This window comes from Bradyrhizobium sp. AZCC 2289 (assembly GCF_036924615.1).
Classification (GTDB): domain Bacteria; phylum Pseudomonadota; class Alphaproteobacteria; order Rhizobiales; family Xanthobacteraceae; genus Bradyrhizobium.
The window spans coordinates 764,587-787,243 of the sequence record NZ_JAZHRY010000001.1 but is presented as its reverse complement, the minus strand read 5'-3'; the positions used below and the strand labels follow the sequence as shown (position 1 = coordinate 787,243).

The following is a 22,657-nucleotide window of genomic DNA, read 5'->3' as shown; positions in this document are numbered from 1 at the left end:
CAGTCCTCAGCACTCCATCGCCTGTTTGCTCTAGCGTGGCTGCTGGATGTCTGTGATCTGGCCGCAACCGCCACAGGCGATCTTGGCCTGCGCGATCATTTTGAAATCGAGATACTCGACCCTCATCTCCTCACTGCTCCGCCTTCGCCGGCGCCTGCTCGCCATCCTCGGCGAGGCACCGGATAACAAACGCGGTCCAGTCTCGCGGCAAGACCTTCGCGATATCGGCCTTGCGGCGGCATTCGAGTTGCTCGGCTTTTTTGGCGCGGCGCTTCTCTTCGGTGAGCGAGGATTGCCGGATTTTTCGCAACGTGATCGGCGAACCGTCGGACTCGAATTGCAGTTCGTATTTTTTGCCGTTGGCGGTGGTCGCCGCGCAGGAGATGCTGGAGATCGGTGTCTTCGTGATGATCCCGACCTGCTTGCAGGTGCCCGCCGACGGCTCGGCCGACGGCACCGGCAGGCCGTCGACCCTCGGCCGGTCCTTGGAATTCAGCAGCATCTTGTCGACCTGCAGCTCGTAGACATTGTCCTGCTCCCGCCGGCCGTTTTCGCCGGAGAACGAGATGATATGGCTGGTGTCCCTGGGGTCGTCGAGCACGATGGTAAAATGGGCCCGGCCTTGCTGGCTGTGAAAATAGGCAACCGCCTTGCACGCGAAATCGCGCCCGGCGATCCTGAGCGTCGTGCACTTGCCCGACATCAGCGCGTACATGTCGATATCGGGCTCTTCGTGCTCGGGCTCGGTCGCGACGGGAACGACCGGCCGCGTGCCGTCGGGCGGCGCGGCCGCCGCCGGAGCCGCCGAGATAAAGCATGCAACGGCAAGGAGTTGCCAGCAAAAGCGCATCGTCATGTCCGGTTTGAAGAAAAGGTTCGCCTGGTTGCTGTTTAGCATCGAATGGAATCGCTTGCTGCCTGAACTTATGGGCGTTTCGATGGAGCCGGGTCCGCCAAAACAGCATGAACCGCAAAAAACGACCGCGGCCTTCGCCAGGGGAGCTAGCGAAGGCCGCGTTGGAACACATCGTCGCGCCTAGGTTCGCAACGAGGTGTGGGAGCTCTTGATCAGCTGGGCGATCTTATCCAAAAACCGGTTTCCACTTTTGGGATCATGCCCTAGAACGGCAGCAGAATGTCGGTCACTTGCTGGCCGTAACGTGGCTGCTGGAAGTCGGAGATCTGGCCGCGGCCGCCATAGGCGATGCGGGCCTGCGCAATCTTGCTCGAATCGATGGTATTGTCGCTCTGGATGTCCTCTGGACGCACGACACCGGCCACGATCAATTCGCGTATTTCGTAATTGACGCGGATCTCCTGCTTGCCCTCGACCACGAGATTGCCGTTCGGCAAAATCTGGGTAACGACAGCGGCGACGTTGGTCTGCAGATTTTCCTGGCGGTTGACCGAGCCCTTGCCGTCGTAGGTGGAAGTGGAATCGGTGGTCAATATGCGGCCTGGCAACACCTTTTGCGCCTGCGCGCCGAGTGTCTTCGCGCCGATGAAGTCGTCGATCCCGGAATCCTCCTTTGAGGCCCGGCTGCGCTGGCTCTCGTTGGCGATATTGGCCTTGTCGGTAAAATTCACTGTCACGGTGAGGAGATCGCCGATTCGCGCCGCGCGCTGGTCCTTGAAGAAGGCCCGGCTGCCGTTTCGCCACAACGAGTTCGCGTTATACGAAGCCTGCTCCGGCTTCGGCATCGGCATCTGCACCGGCTTGTAGCCGGGCTGCGCGGTCGGATTTTCGATCGCCGACAGCTTCGGCGTCTCGCCGATCTGGGAGAGACGGTCGATTGCGGAACAACCGCTGGCGAGGCTGCCGAGCGCCAGCAAGGCACTGGACAGGACGAGGCGGTTAATACGGGAAACTGACATTTACATTACTCGGCTTTTGGAGCGACTGAACTGGCGTTGGCGACGGCGACGGGGGCAGCAAGCTCGGCGGCGCCGAGCGTCGAAGAGGTGGCATCGCTGACCGGCGCGGGGCGTGGGGTTGCGACTGAAATCGAGACCTGGCCGCGGCCGGTGACGACGCCGGACACGGTGCGCTTGGACTGCAGGTTCATGACGCTGACGACGTCGCCTTCGGTGCCGTTGTCCTGTGCCTTGCCGCGAACGGTGATGTAGAGCCCGGCGGCCTCATAGATCAGCGTGACGTTCTGGTCGCGCTGCACCAGATCCGGCTTGGCGAGATCGGCGATTCTCAAGGCCTGGCCGGCGCGAAGCTGGCGGCGCGCCTGCATGCCGACGGCGCGGTCGCGGGTCGCGGCGTCACTGCCGACTTCGGCCTTCGGCCGGCGCTCGACCACCACGTCGGAGGATTTCAGCACTTCCTTGGACTCGACATTGCGCGCCAGCACCGCGGCTTCCACGGTCTCGATCGCAGTGCCGGTAAAGCGCAGCTTGGTCGGTGCGGCACCGGTCTCGTTCGATATTTCGAGCGTGACGTCGAAGCGGCTGCTGCGCGGTTCGTAGCGCACCGAAGTCGCCTGCAGGTTGCCGGTGTTGGAGGCGTCGAGGCGGATATCGCCGGGATCGCGATCGAAGGTCAGGCTCAGATTGGCGGCGTCGCCGAGGCCGTTCTTGCGTTCCAGCGCATGTGCGACCTGGCTCTCGATGTCCTTGCCCTCGAGCGTGCGGGCGAGCCGCGTCACCGAAATCTCCTTGAGATCCCGCGTGTCGACGCCGATCACCTGATGCGCCCGCAATGCGGACAGCACCTGCGAGACCTGCAGCGCGCCGGTGGTGCCGAGATCGGGCGCGCGATAGATCGCGATCTGCGCGGCGCTGCCGGCATTGTCGATGATGTCGCCGATCCGCACGATATCGCCGGAAACCGTGACGCTGGCGCGCAGCACCGGGGTTGCGATGACGTCGTCGCGGGTTTGGGCTGCGGCAGCGGTTACCGAGGCGGCGAGCAGTGCGGTTAAGAGGAGGAGCGAGCGGGCGATCATGTGCTTTCCTCAGCGGAACAGGGCAGTAGTGGATTGCAGCATCTGGTCGGCCGCACTGATGACTTTTGCATTCATCTCGTAGGCGCGTTGGGCGGCGATCAGATCGGAGATTTCCGAGACCACTTCGACATTGGCCTGTTCGAGGTTGGACTGCTGCATGTCGCCAAAGCCGTCGGTGTTGGCGATGCCGTCCTGCGGCGTGCCGGAGGCCGGGGTGTCCGTGAACAGATTGTCGCCGATCGGGTTGAGGCCGGCCTTGTTGATGAAGCGGGTCAGGCCGATCTGGCCGACCAGGGTCGGCGTGGTCGAACCCGGCAGCGTCACCGAGAGCTGGCCCTGCGCGTTGATGGTGATGCCGGAGGCGTTCTGCGGAATCGTGATGGTCGGCTGTACCGGGTTGCCCTGCGCGTTGACGACGCGGCCGGTGGCGTCCATCTGGAACGAGCCGTCGCGGGTGTAGGCGAAGGTGCCGTCCGGCATCTGGATCTTGAAGAAGCCTTCGCCGCGGACCGCGATGTCGAGATCGTTGCCGGTCGCCGACAGCGTGCCCTGGCTCATCAGCCGCGGCGTGCCGACGGTCTTGACGCCGCCGCCGATGTCGACGCCGACCGGCAGGATGGTGCCCTGGTCGGAGGCCTGCGCGCCGACCCGGCGCACATGGTCGTAGATCAGATCCTGGAACGCCGCGCGCTGCTTCTTGTAGCCGGTGGTGCGCAGGTTGGCGATGTTGTTGGAGATCACCTGAACGTTGAGTTCCTGTGCCGCCATTCCGGTCGCTGCGGTGTAGAGAGCGCGCATCGGTCTATTCCTTCACTTACGCCGGAACGTCGGCGAGTTTCTCGATGGCGGATTTGTGCAAATCGCTCTGCTGCTGCAGCAGCGACGAAATCTGGGTGTAGGTGCGCGTGATCTCGATCATCCGGCTCATCTCGGTCACCGAATTGACGTTCGATTTTTCGACAAAGCCCTGGCGCACGCGCGAGGCGGTGTCGGCCTGGGCGGCGGTGCCGGTGCCGGCCGAATAGAGGTTGGAGCCTTCCTTCAGCAGCTTTTGCGCATCGGCAAAGCTCACCATCCGCAGCTTGCCGCGGACCGAGTCGGTGCGGCTGATGCCTTCCTGCACGGTGACGTTGCCGTCGGCGGCGATGCTGATGTCATGGTCGGTCGGCTGGAACACGATCGGGCCGGAGGTGCCGAGCACGGGATTGCCGCCGGCGTTGACGAGCTGGCCCTGGTTGTTGATCTGCAGGCCGCCGTCGCGGGTGTAGCGCTCGCCGGCCGGGGTCTGCACCACCAGGAAGCCGGCGCCGTCGATCGCGACGTCGAGCGGGTTCTTGGTCTGCTCGGTATTGCCGGGTGCGAAATCGTGGAAGGTGCCGCGGTCCTGCACGAAGGAGACGCGGCGGTCGCTGGAGGCGAAATTATCCTCATGCGCGCCCGACCGCAGATATTCCTCGAACAGCGAGCGGTCGGCCTTGAAACCTGACGTATTGACGTTCGCAACGTTGTTGGCAACGACATCCATCTGCCGTTCCAGCGTCATCTGCCGCGAAAGTCCGACGAGAAGCGTATTCTCCATCGGTGGTTCTCCCCTTCAAATCGATCCGTGCGCGGCTCTCCCAAGCTCAGCTTTCGGATCTCGCAAACCGTAAGAGGGCTCTCCCAAGCGCCTCCGGGTTCGCCAACATCAGAGCGAAAGCCGTGCCAATTGAGAAAATGCTGATGTTTGAACGGCTTGGGTGTTTTGCAGGGGTAGACCGAGGGCGGCAGAAAGGTCTTGTTGACCATGTTTGCCCGGCAGTTTTTTCCTAGTGACAGGGCAATGGAAAGGTTCCGTTAACCATTATTACCCTACCGTTGCACCGGTAGAGAGCGCGTATGCGCTGGCGGCATTTGTATCGCGTCCTAAAGCCCGGCAGGCGGCAATCGCGTTCGTTCTCCTGATGAGCGGGCGGGGCAATGGCGGACAACGAAGCGGAAGGCGCGGCCGACGGCGCCGAAGGCGCGTCTGCGAAAAAGGGCAAGCTCAAGCTGATGATCGCCGCGGTGGGGTTCGTCGTCATCCTCGGCAGCGGCGCGGGCTGGTTCTTCTTCATGCGCGGCGGCCACGGCGAGGAGGCGCATGCCGAAGCGCTGCCGCCGAAGCCGCCGTCCTTTGTCGAAGTGCCGGACATGATGGTCAATCTGGTCGGCGCGCCCGGCGAGCGGGTGCAATATCTCAAAGTGAAGATCGTGCTCGAGGTCAAGGAAGAGAAGCAGGCCGAGTCCATCAAGCCGTCGCTGCCGCGCGTCACCGATCTGTTCCAGACGTACTTGCGCGAATTGCGGCCGTCCGATCTGAACGGTTCGGCCGGACTGTTTCGCCTCAAGGAAGAGCTGACCAAGCGGGTGAATTCGGCGGTGTCGCCCAATCAGGTCAGCGCGGTGCTGTTCAAGGAAGTTCTCGTCCAGTGACGAGACGGATGTAGAATCATGGCTGGCAACAACGATCAGGTCGATCAGGACGCAATTGCCGCCCAATGGGAAGCCTCGCTGGATTCCGAGGACCCGGCGGAGGCTGCGGAAGCGGCTGCGGCCAATGAACTCTCCGAGAGCATGGCGCTGCAATGGGCCGCCATGGTCGAGGACGGCAGCCGCGATTTCGGCAACAAGAACTCCGGCGAGCGGGTGCTGTCGCAGGAGGAGATCGACAATCTGCTCGGCTTCACCGTCGGCGACGTCAATCTCGACGACCATTCCGGCATCCGCGCCATCATCGATTCGGCGATGGTGTCCTACGAGCGTCTGCCGATGCTCGAAATCGTGTTCGACCGCCTGGTGCGGCTGATGACCACGAGCCTGCGCAACTTCACCAGCGACAACGTCGAAGTCTCGCTCGACCGCATCACCTCGGTGCGGTTCGGCGACTACATGAATTCGATCCCGCTGCCGGCGGTGCTCTGCGTGTTCAAGGCCGAGGAGTGGGAAAATTTCGGCCTCGCCACCGTCGATTCCAGCCTGATCTATTCGATCATCGACGTGCTGCTCGGCGGCCGCCGCGGCCAGACCTCGATGCGGATCGAGGGCCGGCCCTACACCACGATCGAAACCAATCTGGTCAAGCGGCTGGTCGAGGTCGTGCTGTCCGACGCCGAGCAGGCGTTCCGGCCGTTGTCGCCGGTGACGTTCTCGATCGACCGGCTGGAAACCAATCCGCGCTTTGCCGCCATCAGCCGCCCGGCCAACGCCGCGATCCTGGTGCGGCTGCGCATCGACATGGAAGACCGCGGCGGCAATATCGAGCTGCTGCTGCCCTATGCGACCATCGAGCCGATCCGGCCGGTGCTGTTGCAGATGTTCATGGGCGAAAAATTCGGCCGCGACCCGATCTGGGAAGGCCATTTCGCCACCGAAGTGGCGCAGGCCGAGATCGCGGTCGATGCCGTGCTGTACGAGGCCGATATCCCGCTGAAGCAGCTGATGAAGCTGAAGGTCGGCGACACCCTGCCGCTGGAAATGCGCGCCGATGCGCTGGTCTCGGTTCGCTGCGGCAACGTCGTCCTGACCGAAGGCCGCATGGGCCGGGTCGGCGATCGCGTCGCCATTCGCGTCACCAAGCAGTTGCGCAAGCCGAATACCACCTTCGCGATGTTCGAGAAGGCCGACGAGCAAACCAAGTTGATGGAGGCACCATGAGTCATTCCTTTGGAATTGTGATCGAGAGCCTGGTGGCGGTGCTGCTGATGCTCACGATCGGCTATTGCATGCTGCTCAACGCCCGCCTCAAGCGCCTGAAGGCGGACGAACATTCGCTGAAAGCGACGATCGGTGAACTGATCACGGCGACCGAAATCGCCGAGCGCGCGATCGGCGGCCTCAAGCATACCGTTCGCGACGTCAACGAAAATCTCGGCAGCCAGCTGACCGCCGCGGCGCAGATGTCGGCGCATCTGAAGAACCAGCTCGCCGAGGGCGACGGCGTGATCCGGCGGCTGTCCAGGATCGCCGCCGCCGCGCGGCCCTCGTCGGAGCCGGCTGAGGCGGCGCCGAAGGTTTCGGCCGCCAAGGCGGTCGCCGCGGCGGCACAGGCCTTCTCCGACCGCCGAAGGGCTGATGGCCTCGCCGCATGAAATCCTTCCGTGACATTCGCGTTATTCCGGTCGTCCTGGTCGCGGTCTTCGGCCTTGCCGTGCTGAAGATCGCCGGCCTGGTGCTCGATGGAGGATATGTCTTCGACTACGATCCGAACTCGACCCAAAAGTCATGGGCACAGGAAACCATCAATTTTCCGGGCGGCCCCAAGGCAAATTCCAGGAACGATCTGAAGGGCGATTCCGATATCACCGGATCGGTGCACGAAAAGCCCAAGGAAGAGGCGCCGAAACCCGCGGCACCTGTGGCCGAAGCGCCCAAGCCCGATGGCGTGCTGGCGTATCCCGAGCAGGCCCAGGGGGTGTCGCCGTCGGAGCGGGCGATCCTCGAACGGCTGCAGGCGCGGCGCCAGGAACTGGAGACGCGCGCCCGCGAAATCGACATCAGGGAAAACCTGCTCAAGTCGGCCGAGAAACGCATCGAGTCGCGGGTCGAGGAGATGAAGGCCACCGAGGCGCGGATCACGACCGCGACCGGACAAAAGGCCGAAGTCGAAGCCGCGCGCATGAAGGGCATCATCACGATGTATGAGGCCATGAAGCCGAAGGACGCCGCCAAGGTGTTCGACCGGCTGGAAATGTCTGTGCTGTTCGAAATCGCCTCCCAGATCGCCCCGCGCAAGATGTCCGACATCCTCGGCCTGATGCAGCCGGAAGCCGCCGAGCGGCTGACCGTCGAGATGGCGCGCCGGGCCAATCCGGACCGCTCCGCCTCCAGTGCCGATCTGCCCAAGATCGAGGGCAAGATGCTGTCGCAAAAGTCCAATTAACGCGGATATTTAACAAAGCCTTAAGCCGGCCAATTCAAGATTCAAACGCGAAGCCGAGGGCGCTTCGCCAGCGACCGTATCTTGAGGCTGAAAGTAGTTTTGGAATGGGGCGAACGGCTGCCGCTGGAATCTGGTCGCTGGGCCGCGCATTGGCGCGGACGGCCAGGCATTGCGCCGGCCTGCCGTCATCGCTGTCGTTCATCCTCGTCCTCGCCGGTTTGACGCTGTCCTTGCCTTGCCGGGCGCAGGATCTGGCCAGGCAAGACCCGGTCAAGGGCGAGGCGAGTTTTTCGGCCGCCGGCGGTTACGCGCGGCTGGTGCTGAAGCTCGCCGAAGACGTCGAATCCGAGGTCACCACGGCCGGTTCGATCATCGTGATCCGGTTCAAGCGTCCGGTGGACATTCCGGTCGACAAATTGTCGGACGCGGTGCCCGACTATGTCGGTTCCGCACGGCGCGATCCCGACGGCTCCGCGATCCGGCTGTCGCTACAGCGCCGGGCGACCGTCAACACCATGACCGCGGGCGAGCGGATCTTCGTCGACTTCCTGCCCGACAGCTGGACCGGCCCGCCGCCCTCGCTGCCGCAGGAAGTCATTCGCGAATTGTCAGAGCGGGCGCGAATTGCCGAACGCGCGCTTCGCTTGCAGCGCGCGGCCGCGGCGTCGAAGAGAAAGCCGCCGGTTCGCGTCCGCGCCTCGGTGCAGCCGACATTCGTGCGCTTCGTGTTTGAAATGCCCGATGGCGTCAATGTTTCGTCGGTGCTCAACGACCAGAAGCTGACATTGCAGTTCAACAGCGTGCTGGCCTTCGATCTGGCGGATGCCAAGGTGGCGGCGCCGCCGAACATCGCCTCGATCAGCCAGCGGGTCGATGTCGATTCCTCGGCGGTCGACATCACGCTGATCGGTGAAGTCGACGTCCACTCGTTCCGCGAGGAGAAGAACTACATCATCGACGTCGCCTTCCAGCAGGCCGAAAAGTCCGCCGCGGCCGAATTGCCGGCCGCGATTGCGGCGCTCGCCCCGGCCGCTGCACACGCTCCGGCGCCGGCCGCCAGCGACAGGCTGGCCAGGGAGTCGATGCCGCCGCAACAGCCGGCGCAGGTCGCGTCGGTGACCTCGGAGATGTTCGCCGAGGAGGCGAAGATCGAGATCAAGCCCGAACAGGCCGCCAACGCAGCGCCCGCGGCGGAGCAGGCTGCGCCTGCGGCAGAGAACACCGCGCCCCCGGCCGAGAAGGTTGCAGCGGACAAGGCCGCGCCCGAGAAAGGTTCGCCAGCGCCCGAGATGGCCGCTCCCCCGGAGGCGCTGAAAGCGGAGCATCGGGTGGAGGAGAAGCAGGCCGCCGCAAACGAGGCTGCGAAGCCTGCACCGGCAGCCCAGGAAACGCCGGCGCGTGCGACCGACGCGCCGTCAAAGATACCGCCCGCTGCGTCCCCACGTTCGGCCGAAAATCGCGGCACCGGCAAAGCGGTTGCCGTCGACGCGCGGCGGGACAGCGACGGATTTCGCGTGACGTTTTCGTTCGGTGCGGCGACGCCCGCGGCGATGTTTCGCCGCGCCGACACCGTGTGGTTGGTGTTCGATTCGAACAGGCCCGTCGATGTCGAACCGATCCGCGCCAAGGCCAGCGCGATCATCGGCGACGTCAGCCGGTTGCCGCTGGAAAAAGGCCAGGCCATCCGGTTTCGTCTCAACCGCCCGCAGATGCCGTCGCTGACCGGCGACGACCGCGCCACCGGCGAGAGCTGGACGCTGACATTTGCCGACCGGGTGCAAACGCCGCCGCTGCCGCTGACGGTGATCCGCAACATCACCGACCCCGCGCGCGCCAATGTCAGCGTGCCGCTGGCGAACCCCGGCACGCTGCATCGGCTGGTCGATCCCGACGCCGGCGATATGCTCTGGGTGGTGACCGCGCCGCCGCCGACCCGCGGCTTCATCAAGCGGCAGGATTTCGTCGAGCTGTCGCTGCTGGAATCCGTTCACGGCGTGGTGGTTCGTCCGAACTCCGACGATGTCAGCGCCGAGGTCGGCGCCGACAAGGTCATGCTCGGCAGGCCGGGCGGTCTCACGCTGTCATCGGCCGACGTCGCGGCCGAACGCGCCACCGCCGCGGTCCGTCCGCTGTTCGACGTCAACGAATGGCGCAAGAACCGGGAGGAGAAATTTCTCGCGCGGCTGGACGCGTTGATCACTGCTGCGGCCGCAGCCGCGCCCGACCTGCGCTCGCAGGCCCGGCTCGACCTTGCCGATTTCTACATGGCGAACGGGATGTATGAGGAAGCCCACGGCCTCGCCAATCTGATCCTCTCGGAGACCAAGCAGGGGACCGAGGACGCCGGCGTGATGATGGTGCGTGCGGTCTCCGGCATCCTGATCGGCCGGCCGGACGGGGGATTGAAGGATCTCGCCAACCCGGCGATCGGAAACGGCTACGATTCCCAATTGTGGCAGGCGCTGGCCTTTGCGCGCCAGGGCAAATGGGCGGATGCGCGCGAGAAGTTCAAGAACGCCGAATTCTCGATCGCGGTGCTGCCGCTTGAGTTGCAGCGCATCGTGACCGCGGAGGCGATGCGGGCATCGCTCGAAGTGAAGGATTATGCCGGCGCCTCGCGCCGCCGCAGCGAGCTCGAAGTGGTCGGCGTCCCCAAGGAGATGAAGCCTTCGGTCGCGGTTTTGCGCGGGCGGCTCGCCGAGGCGCTCGGACACGACAAGGACGCGCTCGATGAGTACAGGTTCGCGACCAACTCCGCCGACCGGCCTTCGGCGGCCGAAGGCAGGCTGCTCGAGGTGTTGCTACGGCAGAAGCGCGGCGAACTCGGCCAGGCCGAGGCCCTGCGCGAGCTGGAGACGCTGTCGGCGATCTGGCGCGGCGACGGGATCGAGGTGAAGACGCTGCAGACGCTGGCGCGCATCTATGCCGATACCGGGCGCTATTCTGAATCGTTCGCCGCGGTCAGGACCGCGACAAGGCTGCAGCCGAATTCCGAACTGTCGCGGCAAGGCCAGGATGCGGCGTCGGCGCTGTTTGCGCAATTGTATCTCAGCCCCAAGGGCGAGGACATGAAGCCGATCGATGCGCTCGGCATGTTCTACGAAAACCGCGAGCTGACGCCGATCGGCCGGCGCGGCGACGAGATGATCCGGCGGCTGGCGGACCGGCTGGTCGCGGTCGACCTGCTCGATCAGGCAGCCGAGCTGTTGCAATACCAGATCGACAAGCGGCTGGAGGGGGCTGCGCGCGCGCAGGTGGCGGCAAAGCTTGCGATGGTCTATCTGACCAATCGCAAGCCGGACCGCGCGATCGCCGCCCTTCGCACCACCCGCATCGCGGATCTGTCCGGCGAGTTGCGGCAGCAGCGGCTGCTGCTGGAGGCACGCGCGCAAAGCGACGTCGGGCGCCACGATCTCGCGCTCGACATCATCTCAAATATCACCGGGCCCGAAGCGATCCGGCTGCGCTCCGACATCTACTGGGCCTCGCGGAAGTGGCGCGAGGCCTCCGAACAGATCGAATTGTACTATGCCGATCGCTGGCGCGACTTCACACCGCTCAACGCCGCTGAGAAGGGCGACGTGATCCGCGCCGTGGTCGGATATGCGCTGGCGGAAGATGCCATCGGCCTGGCGCGATTCCGGGAGAAATACGCGCCCTTGATGATCGGCGAGGCGGACCGGCTGGCGTTCGACACTGCCAGCAAGCCGGCCACCTCCAGCAGCGCCGAATTCGCCCAGATCGCCAAGATGGCCGCCAGCGTCGATACGCTGGACGGCTTCGTCCGTGAAATGAAGACCCGCTTCCCGGACGCCACCGCGCGCGCGCCGCTGCCGCCGGAAGCCAGAGCCGACCCGGTCCCCACCGGTTCCCTGCCGGCGATTGTCGGATTGAAGCAGGTCCGCGCGGCGCGATAGCGCTTCCTTCGTCCCCTCGACAGATGCCCGCCGACGCGGCAACCTGTAGCGAACAATACTTTGGGGAGGACGCCGTCACCATGAGCAAGCAAGTCAAGACCGAAGCCGAAGTCATTGCGATGGCGGCAGCCGAATTGAAGGTTCACGCCGATTGTCCGGATGGAATGGTCATCTCGGTGATCCCCGACGGCGATAGCTGGGAATTCCGCGCCAAGGCCGATGCGGCAACCGTTGCCAAACCCGGCTATCCCGAATGCGTCGCGATGCTGGTGCAGATCGGCGACCACCTCAGCAAGCAGTATGACGTGGAGGGGTGAGGGGCACGCAGCCTTACCGACCGCAGTTCTGCGCGAAGCGTCTGGAACCGGCGATCAGGCATCGACCAGCCCGAAGAAGCTAGCGAGCGGGCAAGGCTACTTCGACATCACTTCATAGACCCTGATGCTCGATATGAACGGATTGCCTCGCGCCATCTCCTCTGCGTCATCAAGGCTATCTGCCTTCACTGTGGTGAAGCCGGTGATGGATTCAAGCCCCAGTGGCAGGTCCCTGGTCCCGGCTTTCGAGATTTCTCGGCCCCGACTGAAATGGCCGCCCATGTCGATGATATTGTCTTTCATTGCCTCGAACCACTTGCCCCAGGCCGCCATGATTTCCGGCGTTGGCTTTTCAAATCCGTAATGCAACAAGATAAACTTCTTCATTGTCCTCTCCTTGATGTTGGTCGAACAAGATCTGGAATCCTCCAGCTGGCTCCGCCGCCTACTGCTTCGTCATCATCCCACGCCTGCGTTCCGCGAGGTCGAACAGCTGCGGCAGCTTGCGAACGAGCGCTGCCGAGCCACTCACCATCGCGCGCTTCGCCGCTATCGCATCATCGAGCGACACGCCCATGCCAACGATCTGGAGTACGACGTCGAACGGCGCTTCCAGCGTTCCCTTGCAATCGGTGATGCCCTTCTGGATAGCCGTTCCGCTCTGGCCGCCCGCAACGGTAAAGCCGGCAGATTTCTTGCCATGCGTCACGACCAGACCGACGTTCATTTCGGGCACCGGCGTGCGCTTCGCGATGGCATCCAGGCCGAGCAGCACCCAATCCGGCTCGAACGTGTCCCCGGGCACCGGCGGAAACAGAAAGCGGCCTCCCCAGCGGATCAATTCCCGTATTGCTGGTTGAATCTCGCGACCGATATCGGTCAGTTCATAGAGCTGTGCATTGACCGGCCTCGGCAAAGTGATCCGGCGAACCACATTGCTGTCGATCAAAGCCGTGAGACGCGCCGTCAGCAAAGTCGGGCTCATCCCGTCAAGGTGATCCAGGAGATCGCCAAACCGCTTCGGCCCAAGAAGAAGCTCTCTGATGATCAGCAACGTCCAACGCTCGCCAATGAGCTCCGCGGCCCGGGCGAGCGCGCAAAACTGCGGGTAGTGGATATTGCTCATGGCTGAAAAATCGTCGTGTCAGCCTCCAGTATCAATTTCGTTGGGCAAGGGCGGTCAGGGGTCCCACGACCAGGAACTGCAGGATCGTGAAGGCGGTTTCGAGAAGCACATAGTCCGAGATCGAAGCCATCGGGTGTTTTGCCGCAACCGCCAGTGTCGTGAATGACCACGATAACAAGCCGGCACCCAGTCCGTACAGCAGCCCATCTTTCAGGATCGAATCGCGATGACCGGCAAACACACGGGGGAAAACCCACGAGAAGATGACGGCCTGGATCATCATCGAAGCCAACCCGAAGGGGATGATCGGATCGGCACGGTAGATGTGAAGTGCATGGTATTGCGGCTCGAACAGAACGAGGTGCCAAACATATGCAATCGGAAAGGTGGGGATGAGGTAGGCGGCGATACCGAGCCACAAGCCGCGCGCACTCGCCGGGTGCGTGGTGTCAGGGGCAATCGTCATTGGCTGCTCCAAGCTAGACTACATTTTCTATAGTACGCACTACATAATTTGGAGTCAATCGTTCGGCGGCATCCGAGAACCGTGAACTCACGCCGACGAGTGTGACGGCGGAGCCTCGCTCATAGGTTGCGCATCAAGCCGGTTGCAGCAGCGGCGCCCGAGCAACGCCCGGGTTTTCCGTTTCCGCAAAACCCGCTTGCAAGACTTCTTCGCGCTTGTGACGAAGATGCGCACGCAGGATGTGCGCCAGCCCGACTCCGTCGCGGCGCTGCAGCGCATTCAGGATCGCCTCGTGCTCCCTAAGCGCCAACGCCCAGCGCGGCGGCGTCATCGGGGTCACATAGCGGGCGCGGCGGATGCGCGCGGTCACCGATTCATAAAGTCCCGATAGTACCGGGTTGCCGGCGGCGGTGACGATGGCCTCGTGGATGGCGCGGTTGCAGCGGTAGTACTGCAGCAGATCGTTGTTTTGGTAGTGCTGCGCCATCGCGGCGTGGGTGGCGGCGACTGCGGCGATCTCCGCATCCGTGATGCGTTCGCTGGCGAGTTCGCCGGCCAGGGCCTCGAGGCCCTGGCAGACCTCGAACAGGTCGCGCATGTCCTTGTCGGTCAGCCTGGCTGCGCGCGAGCCACGGTTGGGCAGGAGTTGGACGAGGCCTTCGGCGGCGAGCACCTTGAGCGCTTCGCGCAGCGGCGTGCGCGAAATTTGCAGCTTCTCGCAGAGGTCGCGTTCCGGAATCCGCGCCCCCGGCGGAATTTCGCCTTCGAGCAGCATCGCGCGGATCCGGCCCACGACCTCCTCATGCAGCATTGTTCCGTCGATCCTCTTTTTTGAATTCAAAATAGTCAATAACATCAGTAATCCGAAAGTTCTAGCTTGATAAACCCGAATTTTGCATTCAAAATTGTAAAAACTAGAAAAGGGAGCCTTGGGAATGAACCAGCAACTGGCCGAGCAGGAGGATCTCCTCTTCACGCTCGACGACGGCATCGGCCGGATCGTTTTCAATCGCCCGCAGGCCAGGAACGCTTTCACCTTCGAAATGTATGAACGCCTCGCCGAGATCTGCGATCGGGCCAACACGGACCGCGCCATCAAGGTCCTCGTGCTGCGGGGCGCCGGCGATAAAGCCTTCGCCGCCGGCACCGACATCAACCAGTTCCGCGCGTTCGAGACGCCGCAGGACGGGATCGCGTATGAGCGTCGCATCGATCGCGTGCTCACGACCCTCGAACAATGCCGGGTGCCGACCATCGCTGCGATCACCGGCGCCTGCACCGGCGGCGGTGCAGCCATCGCGGCCACCTGCGACCTGCGCGTCGGCACCGCGAACACCCGGATCGGATTTCCCATCGCGCGGACGCTCGGCAACTGCCTGTCGATGTCGAGTATCAGCCGTCTCACGGCGCTGATCGGTCCGGCGCGGGTGAAAGATCTGATTTTCACGGCGCGGCTCGTCGGGGCGGAGGAGGCGGCCTCGGTCGGCCTTCTCACCGAAGTCGTCGACGATCTGGCGGCGCTCGACAAGCGTGCCGATGAAGTCGCCCGGCTTGTCGCAAGCCACGCGCCGCTGACTCTCAGCGCAACCAAGCACGCGGTGGCGCGATTGCAAAAACGGCTTACGCAGGACGAAGGCGAGGACCTGATCCTGATGTGCTACATGAGCCGGGACTTCCGCGAAGGCCTCGATGCGTTTCTCACCAAGCGCGCGCCGCAATGGCGCGGCGAGTAGGAGGGCACATGCCGACCCGCAACGACAACAGCCGTTCCCGTGCGGGCGCTACGGGGCCGCTTGCCGGCCTCAAGGTGGTCGATCTCACCCATGTGATGGCCGGCCCGACCTGCACCCTGATGCTGGCCGATATGGGCGCCGACGTCATCAAGATCGAAAAATCGCCGAACGGCGACGATACCAGGCATTCGATCCCGCCGAAGATCGGCGACGAGGCCGCATCCTTCTTGATGATGAACCGCAACAAGCGCGGCATCGTGCTCGATTTGAAGACGGCGGGCGGCAAGGCCGTACTGCGGCGGTTGATCGCCGACGCGGACGTCCTGGTGGAGAATTTCGCGCCGGGGGCGATGGAGCGGCTCGGCTTCGGCTACGAGGAGCTGCACAAGGATTTTCCGGCGCTGATCTATTGTTCGCTGTCGGGTTTCGGCCGCACCGGTCCCTACAAGGATCGCCGCGGTTTCGATCTGGTCGCGCAAGCGATGAGCGGCATCATGAGCTTCACCGGCGAACGTCCGGACGGGCCGCCGGTGAAATGCGGGCCGCCCTTGTCGGATATCACCGCCGGGCTTTTGGCGAGCATGGGCATCCTCGCCGCTTACGCGCATCGGCTGAAGACCGGCGAAGGCCAATGGGTCGAGACCTCGCTCTACGAGGCGGCGCTGGTTCAGACCTATTGGCAGTCGACGATTGCGCTCGCGACCAATGTAGCGCCGCGCGCCATGGGCTCGGCGCATCCATTGAACGCGCCTTACCAGGCTTTCGAGGCGTCGGACGGCTGGCTCGTGGTCGGCGGCGCCAACAGGAAGCACTGGCTATTGATGCTGGAGGCGCTCGGCGCGCCGGAACTGGCATCCGATCCGCGCTTTGTGAACGGCTCCGACCGCATGGCGCATCTTGCCGAACTCGAAGCGGTGTTGAGCCGGCATTTCCGGACCCGCACCAGGGCGCATTGGCTGGCCGCGCTCGAGGAGAAAGGCGTGCCCTGCGGTCCCGTTCACGACATGCTGCAGGCGCTCGAGGATCCGCAGACGCTGGCGCGCGAGATGGTGGTTGAGGTCGAGCATTCGACGATCGGACCGGTCAAGACCATCGGCCTCCCGGTCAAGTTCTCGGCGACGCCGGGCAAGGTGCGCTCGGGCGCGCCGGTCTATGGCGAGCATACGCGCGAAGTCTTGCGCGAATACGGTTTCGACGAAAAGCAAATCGAAGCGCTAGAAAGGGAAGGAGCGGTCGTTGCCGCTTCCGTCAGCCGCAAGGCCGGCCAGCAGGTCGCCTGATCGACAGTCCAACATACTCTTCTTAAAAAAACAACGAGACGGGGGAAACATGAACATCACGTCAAGACTTCTGTTGTCCACGGCCGCGATCCTGCTCGCCGGCGCGGCGCCTGCTTGCGCAGCCTGGCAACCGCAGAAACCGATTGAGTTCGTGGCGACGGCGGGGCCGGGCGGCGGCACCGACAATCTTGCCCGCGCCGTGCAGAACATCGTCACCAAATACAAACTGACCGATCAGCCGGTGGTGGTCGTCAACAAGGCCGGCGGCAGCGGCGCCGAAGGTTACGTCTATGGCAAGGCCTCGGCCGGCGATCCCTACAAGGTGATCTTCGGCACCTCGAACGCCTGGCAGCAGCCGTTGGTGTCCAAGGTTGCGTTCAACTACACCGATCTCACGCCGATCGCGGCGATGGCGCAGGACGAGTTCCTGCTCTGGGTGAAACAGGATGCGCCCTACAAGACTGCCACGGACTTTCTCAAGGCGGCGGCCACGGGCGATTTCAAGATGGGCGGCGCGCAGTCAAAGGATACCGACGAAGTGCTCACCCGCCTGATCGAGAAGGCCGCGCACGTGAAGTTCACCTACATTCCCTTCAAGAGCGGCGCCGAGGCCGCGGTGCAACTGGCCGGCGGCCACATCGACTCCCACGTCAATAATCCGAGCGAAAGCCTTGGACAGTGGCGCGGCGGCACGCAGCGCCCGCTCTGCGCCTTCAGCCCGAAGCGGTTGCCGCAGGGGCCGAAGATCACCGCGACCGAAGGCTGGAGCGACATTCCAACCTGCGTCGAGCAAGGCCTCGCCATCTCCCAGTACGAGCAGCCGCGCACGGTATGGCTGCCGGGCAAGGTCAGCGCCGATCAGACCGCGTTCTATCAGGATCTCATGAAGAAGGTTCAGGCGACGCCGGAGTGGAAGGACTACATCGAGAAATCCTCGCAGGTCGACACATTCCTCAGCGGCGATGCGTTCGACAAATTCATCAAGGAGGACCTCGAGCATCTGAAGCAGGTGGCGGCCGAGCAGGGCTGGCTCGTCAAGTGAACGAAGCGGGGCGCTGCGGTGAAGCATCGGGCCGCGGCCTGATGCGCGGCGGGAGGTACCAATGATATCGCGACGGGTGCTCGAGGTTTCGACGGCGGCGCTGACCGGGAGCTTCGGTCTCGCGGTCGCCGTCTCGAGCATCGACAACGGCATCGGCTGGTCCACGGCGGGGGTCGATTCCGGCACGTTTCCGTTCCTGGCCGGGGTCATCATCGTTCTCGGCAGCCTTTACAATCTCGGACGCGGCGCGCTGACGGGGGCCGCCGTGGTGGTCTCGCGCTCCGATCTGCGTCGCCTGGCGGCGTTGTTCATTCCGGCCGCGATCTTTATCGGCGTCATTCCGGCGATCGGCATCTATCTGGCTTCCGCGGGCTATATGTTCGCCGTACTGGCGCTGCCGAAGCATCAGTCGCTGCTCCGCTCGCTCGTCATCGCCGCCATAACGCCGGTCGCGCTCTACGTCGTGTTCGAGCGCCTGTTCCTGGTGACGCTGCCGCACGGCGCGCTCGCCGCCGCGCTTGGCTTCTGACGGGGGCGGCGATGGAAAACATCGATCTGCTGCTGCACGGCTTCACCATCGCGATCACGCTGCCGCATCTGGCGCTGATGGTGATCGGCGTGCTGCTCGGAATTCTGGTCGGCGTGCTGCCGGGCCTCGGTGCGCCGAACGGCGTATCGCTGTTGCTGCCGCTGACCTTCGGCATGCAGCCGGTCTCGGCGATCATCCTGCTGTCCAGCATGTATTGGGGCGCGCTGTTCGGCGGCTCGGTGACGTCGATCCTGTTCAATATTCCCGGCGAGCCGTCATCGGTCGCGACCACCTTCGACGGTTATCCGATGGCGCGCGACGGCCGACCGACGACCGCCCTCGCCACCGCGTTCGGATCGGCGGCGTTCGGCGCGCTGGTCGGCGTGATCCTGATTACCTTTCTTGCCTCCTGGGTAGCGAAGGTTGCGCTGGCGTTCGGACCGGCGGAATATTTCGCGGTCTACTTCCTGGCTTTCGCCAGCTTCGTCGGCATGGGCGGCGCGCCGCCGGCCAAGACCATCGTTGCGCTGGCGATCGGCTTCGCCATCGCCGCGATCGGCATCGATACCGTGTCCGGCAGCGTGCGGCTCACCATGGGCATCGATGAACTGGTGAAAGGCGTGAACTTCGTCGTCGCCGTGATGGGCCTGTTCGGTATCGGCGAACTGCTGATCGCCGTCGAGGAGGAATTTCACGCCCGCGCGGTGTCGTCGAAGATCGAGTGGCGGGAAGTATTCCGTGCGCTGGGCCGTCTGCCGTGGCATGGCGTCGCGTTGCTGCGCAGCGCCGCGATCGGCTGCTGGATGGGGATCACGCCGGGTGGCCCGACGGCGGCGTCGTTCATGAGCTACGGCATCGCCAAGCGGTTCTCGAGCCGCGGCAAACACTTCGGCACCGGCGAAGTCGAGGGCATCATCGCACCGGAGACCGCCGATCACGCCGCCGGAACCAGCGCGTTGCTGCCGATGCTGTCGCTCGGCATTCCCGGCTCGGCGACCGCCGCCGTCATGATGGGCGGCCTGATGATCTGGGGCCTCAATCCCGGGCCAATGCTGTTCATCGATCAGAAGGATTTTGTGTGGGGCCTGATCGCCTCGATGTATGTCGGCAATATCGTCGCCGTCGTGCTGGTGCTGCTCACCGTTCCCGTTTTCGCCGCCCTGATGCGGATTCCCTTCGTCATCATCGCGCCGCTGATTGTGATCATCTGCGCGGTCGGCGCCTATTCGGTCTCGAACTCCTATCTCGACGTGCTCTTGATGCTCGGGTTTGGCGTGGTCGGCTACCTCTTCAAAAAGCTGTCCTATCCGTTGGCGCCGCTGGTGCTGGCGATCGTGATCGGCGACAAGGCCGAAGATGCCTTCCGGCAATCGATGTTGATGTCAAAGGGTTCGCTCGGGATTTTCTTCGCCAACCGGCTGGTGACCAGCCTTGTCGTCGGCGGCGTGGCGCTGCTGCTGCTTCCGCTCGTTTTGCAGGTCGTGCGCATGCTGCGCGGAACCGTGCCCGACCGAGCCAAGCCCGAGGAGATACGGATCATATGAACGCAGATGGCAGCCGCCGCCCGGTTATCGCGCTCGCGATGGGAGATCCCGCCGGCATCAGCCCCGAGCTGACCGCGAAGCTCACAGCCCTCGACGAGGTCCGCGCCAGCGCGCGCGTCATCGTGATCGGCGATCGCCGCGTCTTCGACGAGGGGGCGCGTGTCGCGGGCACAAAGCCCGATCTCGGCAATGCCATGCCGGATGCCGACCCGCGGTCGATCAACGCCAGCGCGGTGTTCATGGATCTTGCCAATCTCGACCCGGCCACGGTCGAACGCGGCGTCGCCTGCGAAGCGGGCGGCGCGTTTGCGCTGGCGAATTACCGGCATGCCCTGACGCTGGCGCGCGACGGCCACGCCGACGCCGTGTGCTTCACGGCCTTCAACAAGAAGGCGATGCGGCTGGCGCGTTCCGGTTATGACGACGAAATCGCGTTCTCTTCCGAAGTGGTCGGACTGCGAACGCCGGCCAGCGAGTTCAACGTGCTCGACAAGATCTGGAATGCGCGCGTCACCTCGCATATCGCGCTCAAGGACGTGTCGTCGCAATTGAGTTTTGAGCGGATCAGCCGGGCGCTGAAACTGACCGATGCCTGCATGCGCCGGGCCGGTTTCAGCAAGCCCCGCATCGCGGTCGCCGGGCTCAACCCGCATGCCGGAGACGGCGGCAATTTCGGCCGCGAGGAAATCGACATCATCGCTCCCGCCGTGATGGCCGGCAGGGAAGAGGGGATCGCCGCGGAAGGACCGTTTCCGGCCGATACCGTGTTCCTGCGTGTGAAAAATGGCGCCTTCGACGCGGTGTTGACCATGTATCACGACCAGGGCCAGATCGCGATGAAGCTGATGGGGTTCGATCGCGGCGTAACGCTGCTGGGCGGTTTTCCGTTTCCGATCTGCACGCCGGCGCACGGCACCGCCTATGATATCGCCGGCCAGGGCTCCGCCTCGATCGGAGCCACCCGCGCGGCGGTGTTGCTTGCGGCCGAGATGGCCAACGCGCGCCGGGCGTGACGCCGCCAACGTTGAGGGGGCGATATCAGCCCCGCAGCCGCCTGGCCAGCGCCGCAACGAAGCGGTCGGCGTCGGCTTCGTCGTTGTAAACGTGCGGCGCGACGCGCATGCGGCCAAGCCGCGCCGCGACGTGGATGCCGTCGGCTGCAAGTCCCTCGATCAGTTTCGCCGGCATCCCGTCCTTGAAACCAAGGCTCAGGACATGCGGCGCCCTGACATTACGCGCCGGCACGCTGACGCCGAGACCGTGCACGCCGTCCGCGATCCGGTCCGTCAACATGGCGAGGCGTTGCGCGACGGTAGTCGCACCCCATTCGGCCATCATTTCCATGCCGATCGACGCCATCTCCATTGAGATGAAATGGTCGCGCTCGCCCATATCGAAGCGCCGCGCATCGCCGACATAGCCGAGGTCCGAGAAATAGACGTCGTTCTCGGCGCGCACGTTACGGCGGCCGGCCGCCGTCTGCTCGAGCGGAATGCCGTTTTGATGGCGCCTGGCAATGTAGGCAAACGCTCTGCCGTAGGGGCCGAGCAGCCATTTGTAGGTCGGGAACAGCACAAAATCCGGGTCGAGATGCCCTACCTCCATCGGAAGTACGCCGGCACTTTGCGTTGCGTCGACCAGAAAGAGGGCGCCTTGCCGCCGCAGCGCCGCAGCCACTTTTTCGAGATCGATCAGCCCGCCGTCCGACCAGTGCACTGATGAGATCGATGCCAAGCCGACCGGCGGCGCACCGGAGCGTTCGATCGCCGCGAGCACCGCCGAGGTCCAGTCGCCATCGCCGGGCTGGCGGATCGTCTCGATGGCAAAACCCTGCGCGTCGGCCCGGGCCTGCCATTCCAGCACCGGCGAGGAATGATCGTTTTCCAGAACGATGATTCGCGTGCCGCGGGCGATGGTCACGAGCTTCGCGGCCGTCGCCACCCCGTAACTGATCGAGGGGATCAGGGCTATGTCGGCGGGATCGGCATTGATCAGCCGCGCCGCGGCGGCCCGCGCGCGCTCATGCTGCCTATTGGCGAAGCCGGCGTCGAGTGTCCAGGGCGTCCCTTTGCGGCCGACCGCGGCGCGGCCGGCTTCCAGCGTTCGCCGCGGCAACGGGCTGTAGGAGGCCGAATTCAGGTAGCAGATGTGGCGCGGTATCTCGAACAGCTCGCGTTGCGACGGCAGCATTTCGGTCTCTCGGTTGCAATATGATCCTGATAACCTATCCGGGCCGCGCCAGCCACCGAGGTCGCCGGTTGGCTGTCTTGGTCGGCAAGGTCGAACATTGGCAGGTATAGGCTGCAGCGCTCCGCGAACGCACTCCAAGGATGCTGTTTTTCGACCGCTGACACCGCCGGTGGGTTGGATCCCGGGGAACCGGCCCAGCCCGGCAAGGCCGCCGAAACCCGCGTTTAACGCCGGCGCCCGCCTGTTATTCCACGCGGCGCCTGCATGGCCCAATGCCAGAACCTTTTTGCCTGTGGGGTTACCTATGGATAGGGCTGCATTACCGGGTTCTCGCATGACGTCTTTCCGTCCCACGAAAATCGACCAATTCGCGTTTGAAGCGAAGCTCAACCGGTTTTTCGGGGAACATGTATACGACCAGGTGTTCCTTGGATTCGAGATCGTGGAGGTTGTCGACGACGAACTGCGGGCCTGGTCGCCGTCGGAACATTGTGCCGCGGTGATCGACCTGCACTATTCGAAGAAAGTCGCGTGGATCGCGCAAACCCTGTTCAACCGGCCGGTGCGGCAGGTCCGCGTTCTCGCCCGCGGAATGAGCCATAACGCGCGCGAACAGCCGGTCTGAGCGATCGGGTTCCGTCGCCGGAACGCGTCAACGG

23 protein-coding genes are annotated in these 22,657 nt (G+C 64.1%); 13 read left to right on the top strand and 10 right to left on the bottom strand.

The annotated features are described in order from the left end of the window. Positions 1–130 precede the first annotated feature (130 nt). From V1289_RS04080 to flgF, 5 genes are all read right to left on the bottom strand, one after another. Entirely contained in the window at positions 131–898 is a 768-nt protein-coding gene (locus V1289_RS04080) for a hypothetical protein (RefSeq protein ID WP_334395738.1), read from the bottom strand. Positions 899–1,119: 221 nt separating this feature from the next. After that, positions 1,120–1,875, bottom strand: a complete 756-nt coding sequence (gene flgH, locus V1289_RS04075) for a flagellar basal body L-ring protein FlgH (RefSeq protein ID WP_334395737.1) — start codon at positions 1,873–1,875, stop codon at positions 1,120–1,122. 5 nt (positions 1,876–1,880) lie between these two features. After that, positions 1,881–2,954, bottom strand: coding sequence for a flagellar basal body P-ring formation chaperone FlgA (flgA, locus tag V1289_RS04070; protein WP_334395736.1), 1,074 nt, complete (start codon positions 2,952–2,954; stop codon positions 1,881–1,883). Positions 2,955–2,963: 9 nt separating this feature from the next. Further along, positions 2,964–3,752, bottom strand: coding sequence for a flagellar basal-body rod protein FlgG (gene flgG / locus V1289_RS04065; RefSeq protein WP_334395735.1), 789 nt, complete (start codon positions 3,750–3,752; stop codon positions 2,964–2,966). Between the two features lie 16 nt (positions 3,753–3,768). Beyond that, the gene (gene flgF / locus V1289_RS04060; protein ID WP_334395734.1) at positions 3,769–4,533 is read right to left on the bottom strand and encodes a flagellar basal-body rod protein FlgF; all 765 of its coding nucleotides are present in this window, start codon (positions 4,531–4,533) and stop codon (positions 3,769–3,771) included. Positions 4,534–4,913: 380 nt separating this feature from the next. Between flgF and fliL the strand changes: the two genes are divergently transcribed. The 6 genes from fliL to V1289_RS04030 all read left to right on the top strand — a co-directional run bounded on the left by fliL (position 4,914) and on the right by V1289_RS04030 (position 12,088). After that, positions 4,914–5,408, top strand: a complete 495-nt coding sequence (fliL, locus tag V1289_RS04055) for a flagellar basal body-associated protein FliL (RefSeq protein ID WP_334395733.1) — start codon at positions 4,914–4,916, stop codon at positions 5,406–5,408. 18 nt (positions 5,409–5,426) lie between these two features. Continuing rightward, complete coding sequence (fliM, locus tag V1289_RS04050) at positions 5,427–6,629, top strand: flagellar motor switch protein FliM (protein ID WP_309178124.1); 1,203 nt, start codon at positions 5,427–5,429, stop codon at positions 6,627–6,629. After that, the gene (locus tag V1289_RS04045; RefSeq protein ID WP_334395732.1) at positions 6,626–7,063 is read left to right on the top strand and encodes a DUF6468 domain-containing protein; all 438 of its coding nucleotides are present in this window, start codon (positions 6,626–6,628) and stop codon (positions 7,061–7,063) included. Before fliM ends, V1289_RS04045 begins: the two co-directional genes overlap by 4 nt. Beyond that, entirely contained in the window at positions 7,060–7,854 is a 795-nt protein-coding gene (locus tag V1289_RS04040; protein ID WP_334395731.1) for a MotE family protein, read from the top strand. Before V1289_RS04045 ends, V1289_RS04040 begins: the two co-directional genes overlap by 4 nt. A gap of 104 nt (positions 7,855–7,958) precedes the next feature. Next, positions 7,959–11,771, top strand: a complete 3,813-nt coding sequence (locus V1289_RS04035; protein ID WP_334395730.1) for a tetratricopeptide repeat protein — start codon at positions 7,959–7,961, stop codon at positions 11,769–11,771. 80 nt (positions 11,772–11,851) lie between these two features. Continuing rightward, on the top strand, positions 11,852–12,088 hold the full coding sequence (locus tag V1289_RS04030; protein WP_334395729.1) for a hypothetical protein: 237 nt from the start codon (positions 11,852–11,854) through the stop codon (positions 12,086–12,088). 96 nt (positions 12,089–12,184) lie between these two features. Here V1289_RS04030 and V1289_RS04025 read toward each other — a convergent pair whose 3' ends face one another. From V1289_RS04025 to V1289_RS04010, 4 genes are all read right to left on the bottom strand, one after another. Next, complete coding sequence (locus tag V1289_RS04025) at positions 12,185–12,475, bottom strand: hypothetical protein (protein ID WP_309178119.1); 291 nt, start codon at positions 12,473–12,475, stop codon at positions 12,185–12,187. A 58-nt stretch (positions 12,476–12,533) separates the two neighbouring features. Next, complete coding sequence (locus tag V1289_RS04020) at positions 12,534–13,214, bottom strand: winged helix-turn-helix transcriptional regulator (protein ID WP_334395728.1); 681 nt, start codon at positions 13,212–13,214, stop codon at positions 12,534–12,536. Between the two features lie 31 nt (positions 13,215–13,245). Continuing rightward, positions 13,246–13,680, bottom strand: a complete 435-nt coding sequence (locus V1289_RS04015) for a hypothetical protein (RefSeq protein WP_334395727.1) — start codon at positions 13,678–13,680, stop codon at positions 13,246–13,248. A gap of 133 nt (positions 13,681–13,813) precedes the next feature. Then, on the bottom strand, positions 13,814–14,491 hold the full coding sequence (locus V1289_RS04010; RefSeq protein ID WP_334395726.1) for a GntR family transcriptional regulator: 678 nt from the start codon (positions 14,489–14,491) through the stop codon (positions 13,814–13,816). 124 nt (positions 14,492–14,615) lie between these two features. Between V1289_RS04010 and V1289_RS04005 the strand changes: the two genes are divergently transcribed. From V1289_RS04005 to V1289_RS03980, 6 genes are all read left to right on the top strand, one after another. Then, on the top strand, positions 14,616–15,413 hold the full coding sequence (locus tag V1289_RS04005) for an enoyl-CoA hydratase/isomerase family protein (protein ID WP_334395725.1): 798 nt from the start codon (positions 14,616–14,618) through the stop codon (positions 15,411–15,413). Positions 15,414–15,421: 8 nt separating this feature from the next. Beyond that, the gene (locus V1289_RS04000) at positions 15,422–16,693 is read left to right on the top strand and encodes a CaiB/BaiF CoA transferase family protein (protein ID WP_334395724.1); all 1,272 of its coding nucleotides are present in this window, start codon (positions 15,422–15,424) and stop codon (positions 16,691–16,693) included. A 49-nt stretch (positions 16,694–16,742) separates the two neighbouring features. Beyond that, complete coding sequence (locus V1289_RS03995) at positions 16,743–17,735, top strand: Bug family tripartite tricarboxylate transporter substrate binding protein (protein ID WP_334395723.1); 993 nt, start codon at positions 16,743–16,745, stop codon at positions 17,733–17,735. Between the two features lie 61 nt (positions 17,736–17,796). Further along, positions 17,797–18,264: a tripartite tricarboxylate transporter TctB family protein gene (locus tag V1289_RS03990; protein WP_334395722.1), complete on the top strand. Its 468-nt coding sequence runs from the start codon at positions 17,797–17,799 to the stop codon at positions 18,262–18,264. Positions 18,265–18,275: 11 nt separating this feature from the next. After that, positions 18,276–19,808 (top strand): tripartite tricarboxylate transporter permease, encoded by a 1,533-nt coding sequence (locus V1289_RS03985; RefSeq protein ID WP_334395721.1) that lies wholly within the window; start codon positions 18,276–18,278, stop codon positions 19,806–19,808. Beyond that, positions 19,805–20,821, top strand: coding sequence for a 4-hydroxythreonine-4-phosphate dehydrogenase PdxA (locus V1289_RS03980; RefSeq protein WP_334395720.1), 1,017 nt, complete (start codon positions 19,805–19,807; stop codon positions 20,819–20,821). The genes V1289_RS03985 and V1289_RS03980 overlap by 4 nt, the downstream gene beginning before the upstream one ends. 25 nt (positions 20,822–20,846) lie before the next feature. Here the strand turns inward: V1289_RS03980 and V1289_RS03975 are convergent, their stop codons facing one another. Then, entirely contained in the window at positions 20,847–21,998 is a 1,152-nt protein-coding gene (locus tag V1289_RS03975; protein ID WP_334395719.1) for an aminotransferase class V-fold PLP-dependent enzyme, read from the bottom strand. A gap of 334 nt (positions 21,999–22,332) precedes the next feature. On the opposite strand from V1289_RS03975, the gene V1289_RS03970 reads away from it, so the two are divergent. Then, positions 22,333–22,623, top strand: a complete 291-nt coding sequence (locus V1289_RS03970; protein WP_334395718.1) for a hypothetical protein — start codon at positions 22,333–22,335, stop codon at positions 22,621–22,623. The last annotated feature ends 34 nt before the right edge of the window (positions 22,624–22,657 follow it).

What these genes read in the sequence shown, in the direction of transcription:
- V1289_RS04080 (WP_334395738.1), bottom strand. Translation starts at nt 898, where the DNA reads ATGCTAAACAGCAACCAGGCGAACCTTTTCTTCAAACCGGACATGACG.
- flgH (WP_334395737.1), bottom strand. Translation starts at nt 1,875, where the DNA reads ATGTCAGTTTCCCGTATTAACCGCCTCGTCCTGTCCAGTGCCTTGCTG.
- flgA (WP_334395736.1), bottom strand. Translation starts at nt 2,954, where the DNA reads ATGATCGCCCGCTCGCTCCTCCTCTTAACCGCACTGCTCGCCGCCTCG.
- flgG (WP_334395735.1), bottom strand. Translation starts at nt 3,752, where the DNA reads ATGCGCGCTCTCTACACCGCAGCGACCGGAATGGCGGCACAGGAACTC.
- flgF (WP_334395734.1), bottom strand. Translation starts at nt 4,533, where the DNA reads ATGGAGAATACGCTTCTCGTCGGACTTTCGCGGCAGATGACGCTGGAA.
- fliL (WP_334395733.1), top strand. Translation starts at nt 4,914, where the DNA reads ATGGCGGACAACGAAGCGGAAGGCGCGGCCGACGGCGCCGAAGGCGCG.
- fliM (WP_309178124.1), top strand. Translation starts at nt 5,427, where the DNA reads ATGGCTGGCAACAACGATCAGGTCGATCAGGACGCAATTGCCGCCCAA.
- V1289_RS04045 (WP_334395732.1), top strand. Translation starts at nt 6,626, where the DNA reads ATGAGTCATTCCTTTGGAATTGTGATCGAGAGCCTGGTGGCGGTGCTG.
- V1289_RS04040 (WP_334395731.1), top strand. Translation starts at nt 7,060, where the DNA reads ATGAAATCCTTCCGTGACATTCGCGTTATTCCGGTCGTCCTGGTCGCG.
- V1289_RS04035 (WP_334395730.1), top strand. Translation starts at nt 7,959, where the DNA reads ATGGGGCGAACGGCTGCCGCTGGAATCTGGTCGCTGGGCCGCGCATTG.
- V1289_RS04030 (WP_334395729.1), top strand. Translation starts at nt 11,852, where the DNA reads ATGAGCAAGCAAGTCAAGACCGAAGCCGAAGTCATTGCGATGGCGGCA.
- V1289_RS04025 (WP_309178119.1), bottom strand. Translation starts at nt 12,475, where the DNA reads ATGAAGAAGTTTATCTTGTTGCATTACGGATTTGAAAAGCCAACGCCG.
- V1289_RS04020 (WP_334395728.1), bottom strand. Translation starts at nt 13,214, where the DNA reads ATGAGCAATATCCACTACCCGCAGTTTTGCGCGCTCGCCCGGGCCGCG.
- V1289_RS04015 (WP_334395727.1), bottom strand. Translation starts at nt 13,680, where the DNA reads ATGACGATTGCCCCTGACACCACGCACCCGGCGAGTGCGCGCGGCTTG.
- V1289_RS04010 (WP_334395726.1), bottom strand. Translation starts at nt 14,491, where the DNA reads ATGCTGCATGAGGAGGTCGTGGGCCGGATCCGCGCGATGCTGCTCGAA.
- V1289_RS04005 (WP_334395725.1), top strand. Translation starts at nt 14,616, where the DNA reads ATGAACCAGCAACTGGCCGAGCAGGAGGATCTCCTCTTCACGCTCGAC.
- V1289_RS04000 (WP_334395724.1), top strand. Translation starts at nt 15,422, where the DNA reads ATGCCGACCCGCAACGACAACAGCCGTTCCCGTGCGGGCGCTACGGGG.
- V1289_RS03995 (WP_334395723.1), top strand. Translation starts at nt 16,743, where the DNA reads ATGAACATCACGTCAAGACTTCTGTTGTCCACGGCCGCGATCCTGCTC.
- V1289_RS03990 (WP_334395722.1), top strand. Translation starts at nt 17,797, where the DNA reads ATGATATCGCGACGGGTGCTCGAGGTTTCGACGGCGGCGCTGACCGGG.
- V1289_RS03985 (WP_334395721.1), top strand. Translation starts at nt 18,276, where the DNA reads ATGGAAAACATCGATCTGCTGCTGCACGGCTTCACCATCGCGATCACG.
- V1289_RS03980 (WP_334395720.1), top strand. Translation starts at nt 19,805, where the DNA reads ATGAACGCAGATGGCAGCCGCCGCCCGGTTATCGCGCTCGCGATGGGA.
- V1289_RS03975 (WP_334395719.1), bottom strand. Translation starts at nt 21,998, where the DNA reads ATGCTGCCGTCGCAACGCGAGCTGTTCGAGATACCGCGCCACATCTGC.
- V1289_RS03970 (WP_334395718.1), top strand. Translation starts at nt 22,333, where the DNA reads ATGACGTCTTTCCGTCCCACGAAAATCGACCAATTCGCGTTTGAAGCG.